The organism is Curtobacterium sp. 8I-2, assembly GCF_902506155.1.
GTDB classification, from domain to species: domain Bacteria; phylum Actinomycetota; class Actinomycetes; order Actinomycetales; family Microbacteriaceae; genus Curtobacterium; species Curtobacterium poinsettiae.
The window spans coordinates 641,462-656,487 of sequence record NZ_LR732826.1 but is presented as its reverse complement, the minus strand read 5'-3'; the positions used below and the strand labels follow the sequence as shown (position 1 = coordinate 656,487).

The 15,026-nt window shown below is 71.9% G+C and carries 15 protein-coding genes; 6 read left to right on the top strand and 9 right to left on the bottom strand.

Annotation, left to right across the window (positions count from 1 at the left end; all coding sequences use genetic code 11):
- Window positions 1-4 precede the first annotated feature (4 nt).
- Both BOSE127_RS03200 and BOSE127_RS03195 read right to left on the bottom strand, forming a co-directional pair.
- Entirely contained in the window at window positions 5-538 is a 534-nt protein-coding gene (locus BOSE127_RS03200) for an acyl-CoA thioesterase (protein WP_140448596.1), read from the bottom strand.
- Window positions 539-679: 141 nt separating this feature from the next.
- Window positions 680-907: a hypothetical protein gene (locus tag BOSE127_RS03195; protein WP_139179590.1), complete on the bottom strand. Its 228-nt coding sequence runs from the start codon at window positions 905-907 to the stop codon at window positions 680-682.
- A gap of 119 nt (window positions 908-1,026) precedes the next feature.
- Between BOSE127_RS03195 and BOSE127_RS03190 the strand changes: the two genes are divergently transcribed.
- A complete protein-coding gene (locus tag BOSE127_RS03190) occupies window positions 1,027-2,013 on the top strand; it encodes an aldo/keto reductase (protein ID WP_159556159.1) in 987 nt (328 codons plus the stop codon).
- Window positions 2,014-2,177: 164 nt separating this feature from the next.
- Here BOSE127_RS03190 and BOSE127_RS03185 read toward each other — a convergent pair whose 3' ends face one another.
- Window positions 2,178-2,660 (bottom strand): FBP domain-containing protein, encoded by a 483-nt coding sequence (locus BOSE127_RS03185; protein ID WP_017887881.1) that lies wholly within the window; start codon window positions 2,658-2,660, stop codon window positions 2,178-2,180.
- Between the two features lie 225 nt (window positions 2,661-2,885).
- Complete coding sequence (locus BOSE127_RS03180) at window positions 2,886-3,614, bottom strand: class I SAM-dependent methyltransferase (protein ID WP_159556158.1); 729 nt, start codon at window positions 3,612-3,614, stop codon at window positions 2,886-2,888.
- Between the two features lie 38 nt (window positions 3,615-3,652).
- Between BOSE127_RS03180 and BOSE127_RS03175 the strand changes: the two genes are divergently transcribed.
- Window positions 3,653-3,856, top strand: coding sequence for a hypothetical protein (locus tag BOSE127_RS03175; protein ID WP_017887883.1), 204 nt, complete (start codon window positions 3,653-3,655; stop codon window positions 3,854-3,856).
- Between the two features lie 45 nt (window positions 3,857-3,901).
- Here the strand turns inward: BOSE127_RS03175 and BOSE127_RS03170 are convergent, their stop codons facing one another.
- The 3 genes from BOSE127_RS03170 to BOSE127_RS03160 form a co-directional block, all read right to left on the bottom strand.
- Window positions 3,902-4,813 carry a helix-turn-helix transcriptional regulator gene (locus tag BOSE127_RS03170; protein WP_017887884.1) on the bottom strand — a complete coding sequence of 304 codons (912 nt, stop codon included), beginning with the start codon at window positions 4,811-4,813 and terminating at the stop codon, window positions 3,902-3,904.
- Window positions 4,814-5,243: 430 nt separating this feature from the next.
- On the bottom strand, window positions 5,244-6,518 hold the full coding sequence (locus BOSE127_RS03165) for a hemolysin family protein (RefSeq protein ID WP_159556157.1): 1,275 nt from the start codon (window positions 6,516-6,518) through the stop codon (window positions 5,244-5,246).
- 146 nt (window positions 6,519-6,664) lie between these two features.
- On the bottom strand, window positions 6,665-7,717 hold the full coding sequence (locus BOSE127_RS03160) for a M23 family metallopeptidase (RefSeq protein ID WP_017887886.1): 1,053 nt from the start codon (window positions 7,715-7,717) through the stop codon (window positions 6,665-6,667).
- A gap of 162 nt (window positions 7,718-7,879) precedes the next feature.
- Here BOSE127_RS03160 and BOSE127_RS03155 point away from each other — a divergent pair, with 162 nt between their 5' ends.
- Window positions 7,880-8,374 carry a hypothetical protein gene (locus BOSE127_RS03155; RefSeq protein ID WP_017887887.1) on the top strand — a complete coding sequence of 165 codons (495 nt, stop codon included), beginning with the start codon at window positions 7,880-7,882 and terminating at the stop codon, window positions 8,372-8,374.
- A 106-nt stretch (window positions 8,375-8,480) separates the two neighbouring features.
- A complete protein-coding gene (locus BOSE127_RS03150) occupies window positions 8,481-10,691 on the top strand; it encodes an NADP-dependent isocitrate dehydrogenase (RefSeq protein ID WP_159556156.1) in 2,211 nt (736 codons plus the stop codon).
- A gap of 287 nt (window positions 10,692-10,978) precedes the next feature.
- Here BOSE127_RS03150 and BOSE127_RS03145 read toward each other — a convergent pair whose 3' ends face one another.
- Window positions 10,979-11,434: a DUF3817 domain-containing protein gene (locus BOSE127_RS03145; protein WP_017887889.1), complete on the bottom strand. Its 456-nt coding sequence runs from the start codon at window positions 11,432-11,434 to the stop codon at window positions 10,979-10,981.
- A gap of 79 nt (window positions 11,435-11,513) precedes the next feature.
- Entirely contained in the window at window positions 11,514-12,953 is a 1,440-nt protein-coding gene (locus BOSE127_RS03140; RefSeq protein WP_159556155.1) for a DUF4832 domain-containing protein, read from the bottom strand.
- 140 nt (window positions 12,954-13,093) lie between these two features.
- On the opposite strand from BOSE127_RS03140, the gene BOSE127_RS03135 reads away from it, so the two are divergent.
- Entirely contained in the window at window positions 13,094-13,870 is a 777-nt protein-coding gene (locus BOSE127_RS03135; protein WP_017887891.1) for a ThuA domain-containing protein, read from the top strand.
- Window positions 13,867-15,024: a PP2C family protein-serine/threonine phosphatase gene (locus tag BOSE127_RS03130; protein WP_017887892.1), complete on the top strand. Its 1,158-nt coding sequence runs from the start codon at window positions 13,867-13,869 to the stop codon at window positions 15,022-15,024. Before BOSE127_RS03135 ends, BOSE127_RS03130 begins: the two co-directional genes overlap by 4 nt.
- The last annotated feature ends 2 nt before the right edge of the window (window positions 15,025-15,026 follow it).

Sequence of the window (15,026 nt, the reverse complement as noted above, 5' to 3'; positions counted from 1 at the left end):
CCGTTCAGGCCGCGCTGCTGCTGATCCGGGTCGCGCTCGCCCAGTCGTGCACCCAGTCGGGCAGGGTCAGGTCGCGGTCCGCGCCACCCGCAGCCTCGAGCAGGTCCGCGGTCGGCACGGTCCCGCCGGCACGCCGCAGGAACCGGGCCTGCACCACGGCGCGGGCCATCACGGCACCGCCCCGCACGAACGTCTGCTCCAGGTACACGGCGCGGTCGTCGACCCCGAGCACGTGGGTGCGGAGCTCGAACCGCTGCCCGAGCGTCAGCGACCGCTTGTACGTGATCGTCTGCGCCGACACGACGGGGTACCAGCCACGTTCGGACAGCGCCGCCCAGTACCCGGAGCGGAGCATCAGGTCGAGCCGACCCAGGTCCAGCATCGACAGGTACTTGCCGTTGTTGACGTGCCGCAACGGGTCGAGGTCGGTCGGAGCGACCCGGAACGGCGTCCGGACCTCGTCCCAGAGCGACGCCCGGCGGCGTCCACCGACCCGAGCGCGCAGCTGCAGCAGGAGCAGTCGGAAGTACAGGTTCACGGATCGATCACACCAGTGGACCGCGTGCTCGTGCCAGCACCTTGGAGGAACCTCACCAAGCGCGCGGGCGACCGGCGAACCGGAACGCCTGGTCCCGACAAGCGGCGCGAACGGCGGGGCCGACAGTCCAGCTCGGCCGGTTCAGCCGGGGATGCCGCCGCCGGCGCCGGTGATGCCGGGATGCGCTGACTTGGCGAGCCCCTCGGTCCTGGAGTGCGCCGCATCGGCTTCGGCCGCGGCGCGTGCGCTGTCACGCGGATCCGACAGGTCTTCGATCGATTCGAGCGCCCGCCGACGACGACGGTTCTGCACCTCGAGCACGGTCAGCAGGGCGCCGATGACGACGACCACGGCGATGACGATCCACATGACGACCACGACACTCCCCCGAACCCGGGGCCCCTGCCCCGTCCTGGCAGCGTAGCGATGACGAGGCGGGTACAGCCAGTGCCTCCCGCCGTCCCGGGGACCGGGAGTAGACCTGCAGCATGCACACACGCAAGCTCGCAGACCTCGAGGTCGGACCCATCGGCCTCGGAACCATGGGCATGAGCGCCTTCTACACGGGCGCCGGCACCGACGACGACGAGTCGATCCGCACCATCCACCGCGCGATCGACCTCGGCGTCACCCTGTTCGACACCGCCGAGGCGTACGGCCCCTACACGAACGAGGAACTCCTGCGCCGCGCGCTCGAGGGCCGTCGTGACGACGTCGTCATCGCGACCAAGTTCGGCCTGTACCGCCACGAGGCCGGTGAGGAGACCCCGACGCAGCAGCGCGGTCTCTCCAGCCAGCCGGAGTCCGTGCGCGAGGCGCTCGAAGGCTCCCTCCGTCGCCTCGGTACGGACCACATCGACCTCTACTACCAGCACCGCGTCGACCCCGCCGTCCCGATCGAGGACGTCATCGGCCAGCTCGCCGGCTTCGTGCAGGAGGGCAAGATCCGGCACATCGGGCTGTCCGAAGCCGGAGCCAAGACCATCCGCAAGGCCCACGCCGTCCACCCGATCACCGCACTGCAGAGCGAGTACTCGCTGTGGACGCGGGACCCCGAGGGCGACGTGCTCGACACCCTGCGCGAGCTCGGCATCGGCCTGGTGCCGTACTCGCCGCTCGGCCGCGGGTTCCTGACGGGTGCCATCACGAAGCCGTCCGACCTGGACTCCGACGACTTCCGCCTGGCGAACCCGCGCTTCCAGCAGGAGGCGTTCGCGCAGAACATGCGCATCGTCGACGCCGTCAAGGACATCGCGACCGAGGCCGACGCCACTCCGGCGCAGGTGTCGCTCGCATGGCTGCTGGCCCAGGGCGACGACATCGTCCCGATCCCCGGCACGAAGCGGGTCTCACGCCTCGAGGAGAACGTCGGCGCAGCCGACCTGACCCTCACGACGGACCAGCTGTCGCGCCTGTCGGCGCTGCCGGTCCCGACCGGTGACCGCTACCCCGACATGTCGACCATCGGTCGCTAGACGCGACCGGTTGACGGACGGGAGGCCCGGTGCCAGCTGGCACCGGGCCTCCCGTCCGTCGTCAGTCGCGTTGGCGGACGCGAGACGCCGGCGTCAGCGCGTGACGCCCCTGAATCCGGCGGAGTCTCGCTGACTCGGCGGCGTCTCGCCACGACGCCGGCGTCTCAGACCTCGGCGGCGAAGGACGCGGCCCGGACCTGCAGGTCCTCGATGCGCCGGAGCCGCGCTGCCTCGACGTCGTAGCCCTCGTAGGCGGGCGGCGGCAGCTTCCGGACGTTCCGCGAGCACTGGAAGTCCTGGCACACCAGGGTGCCGACGGTGTTGCCGTTGCGACCGGCCGGCCCGGACCGCTTGGCGCTGTAGAACGTGACGTCGTTCGGCAGCTTGACGTCCTGGCACCACGAGCACTGGGCGCGGGAGCGCGGCGAGGCCTCTGCCTGCCGGAACAGGATGCCGATCAGTTCGCCGTCCAGGGTCGGCACGACGGCGTACGCCCGCCGACCGATCTTCGGGTCGCGCCAGCCGAGGTAGTCGAGCGCGTCCCAGTCGAGCGTCTCGAAGCCGGCGGGCAGTGTGATGTCGGTCGTCTCCTTGCGGGAGGCGTTGACGAAGGACGTGCGGAGGGTCTTCTCCACGATGGGGAGCATGGGTGATCGCTTTCGAGCAGGCCCGGGGTGTGCGGGAGCACACCGCACCGGGCGGAGGAGGTCAGGGTTCGACGAGGACGGCCGCGCCCGAGGGCACGACCGGGGGCCTCACGCCCTGATGCCGGCGATACGGGCGCCGACCACCTCCTGGAAGCTCACCCGACCAGCCTACGACCGGGTGTCAAGCCCGGGCCGGGCCGGTGCCGCCGCGTTGATCGTCCGCGGTCAGTTCGGCGTCGCCGTGACCAGGACGACGGAGCCCTCGTCCGTCGGGCGGATCCGGAGCGACCCGTGCCGTCGGTCCCACTCCCCCGATTCCAGCGCGGTCCGGAGCGCAGCGACCGACCGCCGGACGGTGAACTCGTCGACCAGGTCCCATGCCGGGTCCGCGCGGCGCACGGCTGGGTCGAGCAGGCGTTCCGGGCGGGCGTAGTACGCCTCGGAGAACCCGTCGACGCACGTGAACGGGATCGGCAGCGGGGTGCTCGTCACGGTGTCGTCGCCGAGCGCGTCGGCGATCCGGGGCAGTGCCGGGTGGCGACGGGCCTCGGCCGCCAGCACCTCGGGGGCGTACTCGGCGAGCCAGGAGCGCTCGATGCGGTCGGGGTCGAACGTCACGAGCACGATCGGCCCTCGGGTCAACCGACGCACCTCGGCGAGCCCGCGCTCGAGGTCGGCCCACCCATGCAGCGAGAAGGTCGACACCGCGGCGTCGAAGGTGTCGTCGGCGAAGGGAAGGTCCTCGGCGGCCTGCACCGCGGTCACGTCGCGGTCGGTCGGCGCGTAGGACCCGGCGGCACCGGCACCGGCACCGGCACCGGCACCGACACCGACGTCGAGCACGGTCCGGGCGTCGCCGAGGGCCTTCGCGACCGCACGGGCGAATGCGGGCTCGGGCCGGCGGTGCTGCCGACGGTCCGCATCCCCTGCTGAGCCGTCCGTCGTCCTGGTCACGTCCCCACCCTACGAACCCGCGCTGCTATCTTCGGCAGATGCTCGCAGACAGTGGTCTCGGATTCGTCGTCGTCCTGTACGCCCTGTTCGTGCTGGCGCTCGCCGTGCTGGCCGTCGCCCTCATCGTGCTCGTGTTCGCCGCGATCCGCGTGCTGCGGTTGTCGGCGACGGAGCGTCAGCTGCGCATCGAGCGGATGCGCTCACCGGAGCTGTTCGACGGCGACGTCCCGCCCCAGGCCTGACGGTCCGATCGCGGCGCTGACGCACCTGCCCGTCGGCGGGCCGGGTCAGTCGACGGACTCGGACTCGGACTCCGACTCGCGGACGGCCGCGTACTGCTCGGCCCGTTCCGTCGCGGCCCAGCTGCCGAGCAGCGCGAGCGACCGCTCGGAGTCGCTGCCCGGTTCGGCCGAGTACGAGAACAGCGTCAGACCGGGGTCGGCGACCAGGTCGAGCGCCTCGTAGGACAGTCGGAGCTCCCCCACGATCGGGTGGTCGATGCGCTTCTTGCCGGTCCGCTGCATCCGGACGTCGTGTGCGGCCCACCAGCCGCGGAACTCCTCGCTCCGGGTGGAGAGCTCACCGACGAGCGTGATGAGCCCCGGCTCGCAGGGGTTCGACACCGCGGCGGTCCGGAGCACGGCCACGGCGTCCTTCGCGGTCTGCGCCCAGTCCGGGAAGAAGTCGCGGGCCGCCGGGTCGAGGAACGTGAAGCGTGCGGTGTTGACCGGGCGCCCGGGCCCGGCGAAGAGCGGTGCGTACAGGGCACGGCCGAGTTCGTTCGTCGCGACGACGTCCCCGCGCTCGTTCCGCACCCAGGCCGGGGCGCCGGTGATCGCGTCGAGCAGGCGCTGGACGCCGGGGCGGACGCGGGTCGGCACGTTCCGGTGCATGACCTTCGCGCCGGAGTTCGCCAGGCGCGTCAGGTCCCACAGGTGCGCACGCTCGTCCTCGTCGAGCTGCAGGGCGCTCGCCAGACCCTCGAGCACACTGTCCGAGACGCCCTTGAGCGAGCCGCGCTCGAGCCGCGTGTAGTAGTCGACGCTGACGCCGGCGAGCATGGCGACCTCGTGCCGACGCAGCCCGGGGACCCGCCGCACCCCGCCGCCGAACGACGGCATGCCGACCTGCTCGGGGGTGAGCCGCGCCCGCCTGGAGGACAGGAAGTCGCGGATCTCGTTGCGCACGTCGATACCCATGCGACGAGCGTACGTGCCCGGGCCGTGCGGCACGCGGGCGGGAGAGCCGTGGCGGGGCCGCCGGCCGTCGCCGACTGGTCACGACACGTCGCGTGCTGCCCGCCGGGTGGTCGCGACCTGTCGGCTGGTGGCGCCGCAGGCGACGGCCTGTGACCGCTCGTCGGCGTCTGGCGGGGTGTTGTGACCACCCGGAGCGGACGGGAGGCGCGGGACGGCCCCGCCACGCGCCTCCCGTCCGCCGTCTGGTCGCGTTCCGTTGCGTGACCGGCCGTGCCCGACTGGTCACGAAACGTCGCGTGCTGCCCGCCGGGTGGTCGCGACCTGTCGGCTGGTGGCGCCGCAGGCGACGACCTGTGACCGCTCGCCGGCGCCCCGCGGGGTGTTACGACCGCCTGCCGCCACGGGCCTCCCGACCGCTGGGGGGCCGCGGTCAGGGCGCGGCGTCGGCCCCGATGCGCACCCGCGCGACGCGGTGACCGTCCATGGCGGTCACCTCGAGGCGATGGCCGCCGGCCACGACGACGTCGCCGACCTCGGGCACGCGGTCCAGCTGCACCTGCACGAGCCCGCCGACCGTCTCGTAGTCGCCGTCCGGCAGCACCGGTCCGCCGTCCGCTGCCAGGTCCTCGAGCACCGTGGCGCCGTCGACGCCGTCGTGCGCCAGCACGGACTCGTCGTGCTCGGCGGTGTCCCACTCGTCCCTGATCCGACCGACGAGGTCTTCGAGCAGCGCCTCGAGCGTGACCATGCCCGCGCTGCCGCCGTACTCGTCGACGACCAGGGCGATCTGGTGGCCGTCGGTGCGCATGTCCGCGATCGCACTCGACAGCGACTTCGTCTCGGGCAGGGCGAGCACCGGCCGGATGAGCGTGGCGACCGGGGCCGCGGGGTCGACCGGACGCAGCAGGTCGCGGAGGTGCACGAAGCCCTGGACCTCGTCACGCCCGCCGGAGGTCACGAGGTACCGGGTGTGGCCGGCCGCGATGGCCCGGTCGGTGGCCTCGGCGACGGAGAGCCCGGTGTCGAGCGTCGACACGTCGTACCAGGGGCGCATCGACTCCCGCAGGATGCGGTCGCCGGCGTCCAGGGCGCTGCGGGCGATGCGGCGGCCCTGCTCGTCGACGCCGGTGTGCTCGTCGACCAGGCCGCGGAGTTCCTCGGTGCTCATCGACTCGCTGCGGGCGTCCGGGTCGCCACCGAGCAGCCGCACGACGGTGTCGGTGGACTTCGAGAGCAGCCAGATCACCGGGCGCATGAGCACCGCGAAGCGCTCCAGGGTCGGGGCGACGGCCATCGAGAAGCCCTCGGCACGCTGCAGGGCGAGGCGTTTCGGTACGAGTTCGCCGAACACGAGCGACAGGTACGCGATGACCAGGGTCATGAGCACCAGGGCAACGGCCTCGGACGTGCCCCGCTCGAGCCCGAGTCCCTGGAGGAGCGGCGCGACGTCGGGCGCGATCGACGACGCTCCGTACGCGGCGGAGAAGAACCCGGCGACGGTCACACCGATCTGCACGGCGGACAGGAACCGGTTCGGGTCGCGGCCGAGCTCGGCGACCCGCACGCCCCGGGGGCCGCGGCGTTCGAGCTGCTGCAGCTGCGATTCACGCAGGGAGACGAGTGCGATCTCGGCGGCCGCGAAGACCCCGCCGACGAGCACGAAGAGGATGACGAGCCCGAAGGCGATCCAGGTGTCGGCGCCCATCAGCGGGCAGCTTCCTCGGATCGACGACGGGCGGGCGGTCTGTGGGGATCGTCCATGCCTGTGAGTCTGCACAGGACGACTGGGACATCACCGTGCTGGTGCTCGACAACGGCTGTGGATCGTCGCGCGGCGACGGGGCGTGGTCGCTACAGGGTGAGCGAGCGACCGATGCGGGCCTCGAGCCACGCCTTCGGGTCGATCGGCGTGACGCCGTCCATCAGGACCTCGAGGTGCAGGTGCGCGCCGGTCGAGACGCCGGAGGACCCGACGAGTCCGATGAACTGTCCGGCCGCGACGGTGTCGCCGACCTTGAGCGGCGACGACCCGGGGATCATGTGGCCGTACAGCGTGGACACCTGACGGCCGTCGACCACATGGTCGATGATGACCGCGTTGCCGTACGAGAAGTACGTGCCGGAGACCCGGACCTTGCCCGCGGCGACGGCACCGATCGGCGTCCCCATGCCCGGGGTGAAGTCGAGGCCCTGGTGCAGCGACGAGCACGCGCCGCACGGTGCCGAGCGGTAGCCGAAGCCGGAGCTCATCTGCACGGGGCCGGGGAACGGCGAGCGGACCGCGCCGCCGAACGACACGGCGCCACCGGCGGTGCCGGAGGACCCTGCCGTCTTCGTCGTGACGGTCGACCCGCCGCCGACGGTGAACCCGTCGCGGTCGGAGCCGGCGGCCGTGACCGCCTGGGTCACGGCGTAGTCCTGGGTGCGCACGATCGGCGCGATGGTCGAGGTGGCCATCGAGGTGCCGGCGCTGGCGTGTGCGGGCATCGCCGACGCGGCGAACATCGCGATGGCGGCGGCGGCGCTGGTGAGCGTGATGCGTCCGGCGCGGGCCGACCGGGAGGCCCTGGGTGCGGTCGCCGTGCGGGTTGCCCGGGGTGCGGGGCGGCGGACCACGCGCTGGATGCGGTCGTCGACGTGCTCGGTGGTGGCGCGCGCGGCTGCGGCGCGGCGGCCGGTCGGCTCGGTGGTGGCGAGGACGAGGGGCTTCGCTGGCTTGGCGGGTTTCGCGACCTTGGCCGGCTTGGCGACCTTGGCTGGGTTCGCGACCTTCGCCGCCGGAGCCGCCTTGCTGCGACGCTGCGGTCCGCGGGCGGCTGCGCGCTCGGCTTCGAGGGCGGCGCGACGGGACAGGTGCACCACCGGGGTCGCCGGGTGCTGTTCGGGTTCGGGTGCAGTCGTCATGGCCGCCAACCATTCTGCACGACTCTGTCGCTTTGTACAGGCCCTTCCGTGATCTTTTCGTTACCGAGTCGGCTGGGAGGGGCCTGATCACCCTGTGCTGCCGCGTCCCCCGGGCAGCCCCGATCAGTACGGTCGAGGGAAAGCGACGGAAGGACCCGCACCATGGCCCGAACGCCGCGCGAGCGGTACGGAACGGTCGACCTGTCGTCGGCCGACGTCGTGCTGGCCGGTACCCAGGAACTCCTGCCCGTGCTCCGGGCCGCGGCCGTGCGCGCCGGCATCGACGCCGCACGGATGCGGGTCATCGGGGTCGACGACCTGCCGGACCCCGAGGAGACCTGGGATGCCGCGCTCGCCGTCATCGCGATCCGTCGCCCCGGTGACGACCCCGCGTTCCACCGGGCCCAGGCGGCGGCCGAGCTCATCGCGCCGCTGCTCGCGCCGCACGCCGTGCGCATCGTCGTCACGGTGTCCGGGGTGACCCGCCTCGCACCGAAGCTCGAGCGCACCCTGACGTCCGAGGTCCTGCACCAGATCGACGCGGCGTCGGCGTCGTCCGGGTTCCGACGCCCCTTCCGGCCCCTGCGCATGCGGCTCGGCCTCGCCGGGCTCCGTGCCGCGGGCGTCCGGGTGTTCCGCGTCTCGCTCGGCGACTGACGCGCTCACGCCCCACTCTGGGGGGCGATGTATCTTGATGTCGAGACATCCTGCGCCACGAGTACCGTGGACGTACCGACGGTCGAACAAGGGAGTACCCGCCAGCATGGCCAAGATCATCTACACCCTCACGGACGAGGCGCCGTTCCTCGCCACCCACTCCTTCCTCCCGGTCATCCAGGCCTTCGCCGGCACCGCGGGTGTCGACGTCGAGACCCGCGACATCTCGCTCGCCGGCCGGATCATCGCCCAGTTCCCGGAGCGGCTCACCGACGAGCAGCGCCTGGACGACGCCCTCGCCGAGCTCGGCGACCTGGCGAAGACCCCCGAGGCGAACATCATCAAGCTGCCGAACATCTCGGCGTCGATCCCCCAGCTCAAGGTCGCGATCAAGGAACTGCAGGCGCAGGGCTACGATCTTCCCGACTACCCGGACGAGGCCACCACCGACGAGCAGCGCGAGATCCGGGCCCGCTACGGCCGCGTCCAGGGCAGCGCCGTCAACCCGGTGCTGCGCGAGGGCAACTCCGACCGCCGCGCACCCCTGTCGGTCAAGAACTACGCCCGCAAGCACCCGCACCGCATGGGCGCCTGGTCGCGTGACTCGAAGACGAACGTCACCACCATGGGCGTCGACGACTTCCGGTCGAACGAGAAGTCCTGGATCGCCCCCGCCGACGACGTCCTGACGATCACCTTCGTGGCCGAGGACGGCACCGAGCAGGTCCTCAAGCAGTCGATCCCCGTGCTGCAGGGCGAGGTCGTCGACGGCACCGTGCTGCACGTCGCCGCCCTCGAGTCGTTCCTGCGGAAGCAGATCGAGCGTGCCGCGGCCGAGGACGTCCTGTTCTCCGTGCACCTCAAGGCCACCATGATGAAGATCTCGGACCCGATCATCTTCGGCCACGTCATCAAGGCGTTCTTCCCGACGGTGTTCGAGCGCTACGGCGCCGACCTCGCCGCCGCCGGTCTCACCCCGAACGACGGCCTCGGCTCGATCCTCGCCGGCCTCGGTGCGCTGCCGAACGGCGCCGAGATCGAGCGTGCCTTCAAGCAGGGCATCGCCGACGGCCCCGAGCTCGCCATGGTCGACTCGGACAAGGGCATCACGAACCTGCACGTGCCGAGCGACGTCATCGTCGACGCCTCGATGCCCGCGATGATCCGCACCTCGGGGCACATGTGGGGTCCGGACGGCGACGAGCACGACACCCTCGCCGTCATCCCCGACTCGAGCTACGCCGGCATCTACCAGGCCGTGCTCGACGACTGCCGCGCCCACGGCGCCTTCGACCCGTCGACGATGGGCTCCGTGCCCAACGTCGGCCTGATGGCGCAGAAGGCCGAGGAGTACGGCTCGCACGACAAGACCTTCGAGCTCCCCGGCGCCGGTGTCGTCCGCGTCACGACCGCCTCGGGCGACGTCGTCATCGAGCACGACGTCGAGCCCGGTGACATCTGGCGCGCCTGCCAGACCAAGGACGTCGCCATCCGCGACTGGGTCAAGCTCGCCGTCACCCGCGCCCGTGCCTCCTCGACGCCGGCCGTGTTCTGGCTCGACGAGACCCGCGCGCACGACGCCAACCTGATCGGGCTCGTCCGGAAGTACCTCGGCGAGCACGACACCGACGGCCTGCAGATCGAGATCCTCGCGCCCGAGGACGCCATGCGCTTCTCGCTCGAGCGGATCCGCCGCGGCGAGGACACCATCTCGGTCACCGGCAACGTCCTGCGCGACTACCTGACCGACCTGTTCCCGATCATGGAGCTCGGCACCTCGGCGAAGATGCTCTCCGTCGTCCCGCTGCTCGGCGGCGGCGGCCTGTTCGAGACCGGTGCCGGTGGTTCCGCGCCGAAGCACGTGCAGCAGCTCGTGCAGCAGAACTACCTGCGCTGGGACAGCCTGGGCGAGTTCCTGGCCCTGGCGGTCAGCCTCGAGCACCTGGCCGGTGTGACGGGCAACGAGCGGGCGAAGATCCTGGGCGAGACCCTGGACCGTGCCACCGGGACCTTCCTGGAGCAGGACAAGTCCCCTGGCCGCAAGCTCGGCTCGATCGACAACCGCGGCAGCCACTTCTACCTGGCGAAGTACTGGGCCGAAGAGCTCGCCGCGCAGACCCAGGACACCGAGCTCGCGGCGTCGTTCGCGGACCTCGCGGCGAAGCTCGGTGAGCAGGAGCGCACCATCGTCGACGAGCTCGTCTCGGTGCAGGGCCACCCGGCAGACATCGGTGGCTACTACCGCCCCGACGACGCCAAGACGAGCGCGGTCATGCGCCCGTCCGCCACGCTGAACGCGGCGCTGGCAGCGCTCTAGCAGCGCCCAGCCCACGGACGGGAGGCCCGGTGCCAGCTGGCACCGTCCCTCCAGGCACGGCCGTCACCCCGCTGGCGCGGTGCGCCGGTACCGGCTGGTGGGGCCCACCTCCAGGCACGGCCGTCACCCCGCTGGCGCGGTGCGCCGGTACCGGCTGGTGGGGCCCACCTCCCGTCCGTCCGTGGTCGCGACCACGGCCGCGTCGAGTGAGCAGAAGACGTCGGGTCCCGCTTGCGAACCGGACGTCTTCTGCTCACTCGTTGATCAGCCGGGGGGCGCTCGTCGCCTCAGCCGCGCGACGGCACGGGCGGGCCGACGGCCAGCAGCCCGGTGAAGACCAGGGCGACGGCCACGACCCCGATGCCGGCGGCCACCGCGGGACGACGCACGACGAAGAACAGCAGGCGGTCCCAGAAGCCCGAGTGGGCGTCCGGCGAGCGGCGCCACGACCCCTCGAGCATGCCGCGGCGGGCGACCGCGACCTCGAACGGCACGGTGGCGTACGGCACGACGGCACTGACCCAGCCGAGCACGAGCGCCCCGAACGACCACCGCTGGTTCACGGCGACGACCGTCGTGACCACCAGGTACGCCAGGAACACGAAGCCGTGCACGCCGCCGCCGATGCGGACGCCCCAGTCGCCGGCGTCCAGCCCGTACTTGAGCACCATCCCGGCGATGAGCAGGGTCCAGGTCACGAGTTCGGCCACCGCGGCGGCGCGGAACAGGGAGCGCGGAGTCATGCCGTCAATCGTGGCGGACCCGGTTGACAGACAGCAGAACGCCCCGGATCGTCCGACCCGGGGCGCGCTGCAGGTCTGCTCAGTGCTGTACGACCACCGTCTGACCGAGGCGGTTCACGCCCGTGCTCGCGTCCCACGTGCCGGTGTTCGCCGTCTGGATCGCGAACGCGGGGTCCGTCGCCACCGAGGCCTCCGGTGCTGGCAGGGCCAGTGCGACGCTCCAGCGCCCGTTCGGCACGTCGGCGAGGGACGCCCGGACGGTCACGGTCCGTCCCGGCTGCCAGGACGACGCGTCGGCGGCCACAGGCACGGTCACCCGGCGGTCGCCGTCGGTCAGGACGAGCTGCACCGGGCGGCTGTTGTACGGCGCCGCCCAGCCGTCGTTCCGGATCGACACCGCCACCGACGCCTTCGCGCCCGAGGTGGCGGTGCTCGAGGTCATGGTGAAGCGGTAGCCGAGCTTCTTCGCGGCGTCGGTCATGCCGTCCGTGCCCCAGGTCGCCAGGACGTCCTTGTTGTAGTCCAGGTTGAGGTAGCTGTAGTGGTACTTCGCCATCTCGGCCGAGGCGGACGGGTAGTCGGTCCGCGGCGTGTTCACGGCGCAGGTCTCACCGCCGACGGGGACGTACCGCGACTCCGCCGCCAGGTAGTCCTGGTCGAGGGACAGCGGGTTGCTCAGGAACGTGCCGAAGTCGTCCGCCGAGGCGAGGAAGCAGTCGTTGTGGTGGCCGATCCGCGACGCCGGGGAACCGTCGTGCGCCTGCTCCGGGGTGAGCGCCCCGGCTGTGCCGGACGGGGTGCGGAGCGCGTCCTGCTTCATCTGCATGGTGCGGACCTGGACCGATCGGCTGGACGGCAGGGCGGCGAGCTCGGCCTGCAGGACCTGGCGTCTGGCGTCCTTGTCGGCCTCGGTCAGCACCCCCGGGTTCGCCGGGTCGCTGGCGAAGTGGTCGGTGTAGTAGCCCTCGCCCCAGAGCCCGATGAAGCCCCCCTGCAGGGTCGGGATGACGTCGGCGTTCCGGCGGAGCGTCGGGGTGAGCTGCTCGATGTGCGCGAGCACGGTCGGCAGGTCGGCGTCCCCGTAGGGCGCCGAGTACGGGTACGAGCCGCCCTGGACGTACGCGAACCGGGTGATCACACCCACGCCGGCTGCACGTGCGGTGTCGTAGTCGTGCTGCACGAGCGCGAGCCAGGCCGGGCTGAGCTGCCGCTGCTGGACGAACGCCTCCATGTAGAACACCCGGACGACCTGGGTGACGCCCTCGGCCCGGTAGCCCCGGAGCGTCGCGGCGTCGAGCGGCGTGTACCCGGTGCCGTCGGCGCGGTAGTGCGTCTCGGTGGTGTGGTCGAACCCGCGCGAGGGGTTCGGGATGACCGCGTCGCTCGCCGTGTAGGTCACGGTCGAGGTGGTCGCGGTCCGCTGCTGGTGGTGACCGGTGGGCGATGCCCACGCGGCGGTCGGTACGGCGAGTGCGAGCACCGCCGCGAGCGCGACGGTGGTGATGGTTCGGTGCTGCATCGGACGAGCCCCTGTCCTCGGCGCGGACGGGGATCGGTACCCCCTGGTACCGCCGTCTGCGCGTTTGTGATCCGAAGCTAGGCGAAACGATCAGAAAACGCCAGTGTCTGCGCAATCCGATCACGGGTAGCGTTGGTCCCATGTCGCCGTCGACCGAGAACCGTCCCCTGAACATCGTCGTCTGGAACGAGAACGTGCACGAGACCCGCGGTGACGCGACGGTCACCGGGCACTACCCCGACGGCATGCACACCGTGATCGCCGAGGCGCTCCGGCAGTCGCAGCCCGGGGCCGACGTCTCCACCGCCACCCTGCAGGAACCCGACCACGGCATCACCGCCGAACGACTGGCCACCACGGACGTGCTGTTCTGGTGGGGGCACGTCGCCCACGACGAGGTGCGCGACGCCGTCGTCGACCTGGTCGTCGACGCCGTGCACGCCGGCATGGGGCTGGTGGTGCTGCACTCCGGCCACTACTCCAAGCCGTTCAAGCGCCTGATGGGCACGACCTGCTCGCTGAAGTGGCGGAACGACGGCGAGCGTGAACTCGTCTGGACCGTCGCGCCCGAGCACCCGATCGCCGCCGGGGTCCCGCACCCGATCGTCATCGACCGGCAGGAGATGTACGGCGAGTACTTCGACATCCCGCGCCCCGACGAAGAGGTCTTCCTGTCGACCTTCGCGGGCGGCGAGGTGTTCCGCTCCGGCGTCGCGTACCGCCGTGGTCTCGGCCGGGTCTTCTACTTCTCGCCGGGCGACCAGGAGTACCCCGTGTACCACCACCCGGACATCCAGCGCGTGCTGTCGAACGCCGCCGCCTGGGCTGCACCGGTTTCCGAGCGCCGCGCGCTGACCGCCGACCCCCACCCGAGGGACTGGTTCCTGGCGGACGATGCGGGTAGACAGGCCGGGTGACCAACCATCTCGCCGATGCGGACCGCCGCACCGCGGTGATCGAGGCGCTCGCCATCTTGGGATCAGGACCCGAGGAGCGCTTCGACCGCATCACCCGCATGGCCCACGAGGCGTTCGACGTCCCGTTGACCTTCCTCAACCTCGTCCACCACGACCTCGTCACCACCCAGTCGACCTTCGGCTGGCACCAGGGGTCGAGCGTCCCCGCGAGCGAGCAGTTCTGCGCGACGACCGTCCTCTCCCGCGAACCGATGGTGATCCCGGATGCGTCGCTCGACGCCCGCTTCGCCGACACGGCCGCGGTGGCGGAGCACGGCATCCGGTTCTACGCCGGCGCACCACTGACCATGATCGACGGCACCCGGGTGGGCACGCTGTGCCTGATGGACGCGGTGCCGCGCACGTTCTCCCCCGAGGACGTCGCCCTGCTGCGTGACCTCGCCCGGTGGACCGAGCGGGAACTCGGCGTCGCCATCGACCTGGGACGGGTCCGTCGGGTGCTCGACGGGCTGGTGCCGGACCCGGTCGCGGTGCCGGGGTACGCCCTCGACGTCCTGGTCGCCCAGCACGACGGTGGCGGGGGTGACGTCGCCGACTGGCGCCTCGCCCCGGACGACGCCCTGCACGTCACCGTCGGCCGGGTGAGCGCCGCCGGACCGGCGTCCGGCCTGCTCGCCGCGGTGGTCCGCGGCGCCGTGGTGGCGCGGACCGGTGCCGAGGTGCAGGACACGATCGTCGGCCTGGAGGCCCAGGTCACCGCCGACCTGTCGGCCGCGGACGCCGTCGGCTCGCTCTTCCACCTGCGGCTCGACCCGACGTCGGGGCACGTCGACTTCGGCGACGCCGGCCACGGGCTCGCGGTGCTCGTCCCCGCGGACGGGCCCGCTCGGGTGCTGCGCCCGGTCGACCTGCCGCTCGGGTTGCAGCCGGTGTCGATCCCCCGGTCGTCCGGCTCGCTCGACCTGGCACCCGGCGACCGGTTGGCGATCTGCACGCAGGGTGTCCTGACGCTGGACGGGACCCGCCGCCTGGACGACCTCGCCGCGCTGGTGCGGTCCGCTCCGGACGGGGCGGGCGTGATCGAGCGGGTGCGCACGGCGGTCACCGTGGACGCCGAGGTCGACGTCACGCTGGTGGTGCTCACCCGACTCTGAGC

What these genes read in the sequence shown, in the direction of transcription:
- BOSE127_RS03195 (WP_139179590.1), bottom strand. Translation starts at nt 907, where the DNA reads ATGTGGATCGTCATCGCCGTGGTCGTCGTCATCGGCGCCCTGCTGACC.
- BOSE127_RS03190 (WP_159556159.1), top strand. Translation starts at nt 1,027, where the DNA reads ATGCACACACGCAAGCTCGCAGACCTCGAGGTCGGACCCATCGGCCTC.
- BOSE127_RS03185 (WP_017887881.1), bottom strand. Translation starts at nt 2,660, where the DNA reads ATGCTCCCCATCGTGGAGAAGACCCTCCGCACGTCCTTCGTCAACGCC.
- BOSE127_RS03175 (WP_017887883.1), top strand. Translation starts at nt 3,653, where the DNA reads ATGCTCGCAGACAGTGGTCTCGGATTCGTCGTCGTCCTGTACGCCCTG.
- BOSE127_RS03170 (WP_017887884.1), bottom strand. Translation starts at nt 4,813, where the DNA reads ATGGGTATCGACGTGCGCAACGAGATCCGCGACTTCCTGTCCTCCAGG.
- BOSE127_RS03165 (WP_159556157.1), bottom strand. Translation starts at nt 6,518, where the DNA reads ATGGGCGCCGACACCTGGATCGCCTTCGGGCTCGTCATCCTCTTCGTG.
- BOSE127_RS03160 (WP_017887886.1), bottom strand. Translation starts at nt 7,717, where the DNA reads ATGACGACTGCACCCGAACCCGAACAGCACCCGGCGACCCCGGTGGTG.
- BOSE127_RS03155 (WP_017887887.1), top strand. Translation starts at nt 7,880, where the DNA reads ATGGCCCGAACGCCGCGCGAGCGGTACGGAACGGTCGACCTGTCGTCG.
- BOSE127_RS03150 (WP_159556156.1), top strand. Translation starts at nt 8,481, where the DNA reads ATGGCCAAGATCATCTACACCCTCACGGACGAGGCGCCGTTCCTCGCC.
- BOSE127_RS03145 (WP_017887889.1), bottom strand. Translation starts at nt 11,434, where the DNA reads ATGACTCCGCGCTCCCTGTTCCGCGCCGCCGCGGTGGCCGAACTCGTG.
- BOSE127_RS03140 (WP_159556155.1), bottom strand. Translation starts at nt 12,953, where the DNA reads ATGCAGCACCGAACCATCACCACCGTCGCGCTCGCGGCGGTGCTCGCA.
- BOSE127_RS03135 (WP_017887891.1), top strand. Translation starts at nt 13,094, where the DNA reads ATGTCGCCGTCGACCGAGAACCGTCCCCTGAACATCGTCGTCTGGAAC.